Raw genomic sequence first — 4447 nt, 5'->3', positions numbered from 1 at the left:
CTGTTGCAGCGGAAACTGCATCTCCCGGGTTTTTATCCACCGGAATACTCTCGCCTGTAAGTGCCGACTCATTGACTGCACTATTTCCCTCAAGGATCACTCCATCTACCGGAACATTCTCACCAGGACGAACTACGAAAATGTCTCCCTTTCGTACCTGCTCGATCGGTACTGCGGCTTCCAGACCGTCACGGACAACAACCGCTGTCTTTGGAGCCAGTTTCATAAGACCTTTCAGCGCATCTGTGGTCTTTCCCTTGGAACGCGCTTCCAGCATTTTTCCCACCGTGATCAGTGTCAGGATCATAGCTGCAGACTCAAAATAGAACTCCATCATATAGTTCATCACCGCCGCTGAATCACCGTCCACCTGTGCTCTTGTCATGGCAAAAAGTGCATAGACACTCCATACAAAGGATGCCATAGAGCCAAGTGCTACCAGTGTATCCATGTTTGGCGCACGATTCCACAGGCTCTTAAATCCGCTGATAAAGAATTTCTGGTTGATGACCATTACAATTCCTGCAAGTAAAAGCTGTACCAGGCCCATTGCAACATGGTTGTTGTCAAACCATGCCGGCAGCGGCCATCCCCACATCATATGACCCATTGAGAAATACATCAGCACCAGCAGAAAACCGATCGATGCAATCAGTCTTCTCTTTAGAACCGGTGTTTCGTGATCTTCCAGTGCTTCTTCTGCTGCTGAAGCAGACAACTGTTCCCCGGAAGCCCCTTTTAAAGATGCTCCGTATCCTGCATCCTGCACTGCCTTGATGATTTCACCGGAACTTGCAGTTCCATCTACTCCCATGGAGTTCGTCAACAGGCTGACCGAACAGGATGTTACACCCGGAACCTTGGATACAGCCTTCTCCACTCTGGTGCTGCAGGCCGCACAGCTCATTCCGGTTACGTTGTATTGTTCCATTTTTCATTCCTCCTCTGACCAGCACAGCGAATATTATCTTTTACATTGACTTAACATAATTTTCCCTGTACAAATGTCACTCTTATTTTACAAATTATGATATCTCCTGATTGCAGGATCACTGTTATCCGTTCTGTTGATAACAAGAATCTCAGACAGTAAATAATGTACCTGTAATACTATTTCATAAGTTTCTGCAATGTAGCCACCAGTTCATCAATCGTCTCGTCCTTGCCCTCACGGATATCACGGGCAACACAGGTACGGATATGATTTGCAAGTAATTCTTTATTAAATGCATTCACTGCCGCATTTACTGCTGCAGACTGGATCAGGATATCATTACAGTACGCATCATTCTCCAGCATACCGATAATTCCACGGATCTGTCCTTCTACACGTTTGAGACGGTTGATCAGTTTCCTGCGTTCTTCTTCAGAACGGTCTGTATGTTTCCCACAACAGGGACAGGCTTTCTTTTCCTGTATATCTGCCATATAAATTCCTCCTCATTAAGATATATATACCTGCAAGTTCTCAGCAGTGGATTGTCAGGAATTATTTTCTTCCTTCAAAATACCCTCATGGGGTATCTTTACAATAAGCACTATATACCCTTATGGGGTATTTGTCAATCCCCAAAATACATTTATTATCTAAAATCAATCCAATCATTCGCTTTGCTACATTACACTAAATATCTACTCTACAGTTTATCCTAAAAAAACGTACGTCCTCAAATGCTTTTCTATAAGAAAAAGAGCTTCTGCAGGAAAACAGTCTGTCAACTATATTTTGACAACACTATTTTTCGCAAAAGCTCTGATAACTATGCTCTATATATTTTTGTGTACTTTTTTTCTGACAAAATAGAAACAGATCACCTGCATCACAATAGTCAATATCCATGACGCCGGATAGGAAATGAACAGCACAGACAAAGATCTGTGATGTGGAAAAATCCCAAAAATCCATACAATCCTGGTTCCTACTGTACCAATAACTGACAAAATCATCGGAACACCGGAATGTCCCATTCCGCGCAATGCTCCCGGAAGCAGGTCCATAATACCGCATAAAAAATACGGTACCGTGGTATATGCCAGAATCTCCATTCCGCACTGAATTACCTGAGAATCTCTGGTATAAATCTTAAGAATCTCCGGTCCAAAGAAATATGCGCCACATCCAAGTGTCAGTGAAGTAACCATAGAAATGATAACACAATCGATCAAGACTTTATCCATACGTTTGTACTTTTTCACACCGTAATTCTGACTGGTAAAACTCATACACGCCTGTGTCACTGAGTTTACAGATACATACAGAAATCCAAAAATATTGTTGGCTGCCGTATATCCTGCCATTGCAATAGAACCAAACGAATTGACCGAGGACTGCAACAGCGCATTTGAGAAGTTGATCACTGTACTCTGGATTCCTGCCGGAACCCCCACCTGAAAGATCTGTTTCAGATAAGTAGTATTGATTTTCAGTTTCGAGAAGCGAAGCTGATAACTGGTCTGTGACAGATACAGGCACCGCAACACCAGAATACAGGAAATCAACTGCGAAATTACAGTCGCAATCGCAACGCCTGCCACGTCCAGATGAAATAGGATTACAAGGATCATGTTCAGTCCTGCATTTACGATACCGGAAACGATCAGAAAGACCAGCGGACGTTTGGTATCTCCCACAGCTCTCAGGATTGCAGCTCCATAATTATACAGCATAAAGAACGGCATTCCCAGGAAATATATCTTCATATACAACGCAGACTGTCCAATGACATCCTCAGGTGTTCCCATCAGTTCCAGCGCCCCTCTGGAGAAGAACAGTCCCACAAATGCCATGATCACACCACTGATCAGTGCAAGCGTAATCGCCGTATGAACTGTATCTGACATCTCTTTATCCCTGCCTGCCGCAAAGAAACGGGCAGCAAGAACATTTGCACCAAGAGAAATCCCGATAAATAAATTGGTAAATACATTGATCAGGGCAGTAGTCGAACCTACTGCTGCAAGGGCTACACTTCCGCTGAATCGCCCTACTACAATAATATCTACCGCATTGAACATCAATTGCAGAATTCCAGACAACATCAACGGCACTGAAAACGAAATCAGCTTGTCCATAATGGTTCCATTGCACATATCTATTTCGTATTTATTTTGTTTCACTTTTATCTTCCACCCTCTATATCATCAATTTGTTAATTGATACGGGCTTCTTATCTCCTTTGTCAATCAGAAGTCCTGTATATTTTTTATTATTCAAAGCGTTCCAGACATCCATTTTCATATGGTACTGTCCGGAAATAATTAATCTACAAGGCTTCCAAAATAATAAAATCCCTTGCAGGTATCCAGTTTTACTTTTACATACTTACCGATCAGGTCTTTACATCCCGGGAAGTGAACCAGAAGATTATACTCTGTTCTTCCTGTGAAGATTCCTTTTTCCTTGCTCTCCTCTTCTACAAGGATTTCCTGTACAGTTCCCTCGAAACGTGACGATTCTTTTCTTCCTTTTTCCTGCACTAATGCAAGAAGACGATCAAAACGATCTTTCACTACATCTTCCGGCACCTGATTCTCCATCTTTGCAGCAGGAGTTCCGCTTCTCTTGGAATAAATAAAGGTAAATGCGGAATCAAAGTTACATTTATCCACTACATCCAGAGTATCCTGGAAATCTTCCTCTGTTTCCCCGGGGAAACCAACAATAATATCTGTAGTCAGGGAAATATCTGGCACTGCCTTGCGGATCTTGCTTACAAGCTCCAGGTATTTCTCTTTGTCATAACGGCGGTTCATGATTTTCAGGATACGGCTGCTTCCGGACTGCATCGGCAGATGAAGATGATGGCATACTTTCTTGCTTTCTGCCATAGTCTGGATCAGTTCATCAGAAAGATCCTTCGGATGAGAAGTCATGAAACGGATTCTCTTTAATCCTTCAATCGCCTCTACCTGTTTCAGAAGCTGTGCAAAAGTCACCGGATGCTCCAGTGTCTTACCATAGGAGTTTACATTCTGTCCCAGAAGCATAACCTCTGTTACACCATCTGCCACCAGAGCCTTGATTTCCTCCACGATTGCTTCCGGCTCACGGCTCTTCTCTCTTCCTCTTACATATGGTACGATACAGTAACTGCAGAAATTGTTGCAGCCAAACATGATATTTACACCTGTCTTGAAGGAATACTTACGATCCGCAGGCATTCCTTCTACGATTTCATCGGACTCTTTCCAGACATCGATGATCTGACCTTCCGTATTTAAGCTTCTGTAAAACAGTTCCGGGAATTTATGGAAGTTATGGGTACCAAAAACCAGATCTACAAAAGAATAATCCTTGTGGATCTTCTCGATTACCTCCGGCTCCTGCATCATACATCCAAATAATACAATCTTCATCTCCGGTTTCTTTCTCTTAATGCTCTTCAAATGTCCAAGATGACCATAAATCTTCAGATTTGCATTCTCACGGACTGTACAGGTATTATAG

The 4447-nt window shown here is 42.7% G+C and carries 4 protein-coding genes; all 4 read right to left on the bottom strand.

Annotation, left to right across the window (positions count from 1 at the left end; translation table 11 throughout):
* Nucleotides 1-931 (bottom strand): heavy metal translocating P-type ATPase (locus tag ACTNES_RS19565; protein WP_441040454.1); only part of this gene is annotated, 931 nt, incomplete at its 3' end.
* A 179-nt stretch (nt 932-1110) separates the two neighbouring features.
* Nucleotides 1111-1428, bottom strand: coding sequence for a metal-sensing transcriptional repressor (locus ACTNES_RS19560; RefSeq protein ID WP_291805317.1), 318 nt, complete (start codon nt 1426-1428; stop codon nt 1111-1113).
* Between the two features lie 339 nt (nt 1429-1767).
* Entirely contained in the window at nt 1768-3090 is a 1323-nt protein-coding gene (locus ACTNES_RS19555) for an MATE family efflux transporter (protein WP_441040455.1), read from the bottom strand.
* A gap of 168 nt (nt 3091-3258) precedes the next feature.
* On the bottom strand, nt 3259-4447 hold a 1189-nt coding region (gene miaB, locus ACTNES_RS19550; RefSeq protein WP_441040453.1), incomplete at its 5' end, for a tRNA (N6-isopentenyl adenosine(37)-C2)-methylthiotransferase MiaB.

The sequence above is a fragment of the Blautia sp. HCP3S3_D9 genome (assembly GCF_052063845.1).
GTDB lineage: Bacteria > Bacillota > Clostridia > Lachnospirales > Lachnospiraceae > Blautia_A.
The sequence above is the reverse complement of the archived record's forward strand: the minus strand, read 5'-3'. Positions and strand labels throughout refer to the sequence as shown.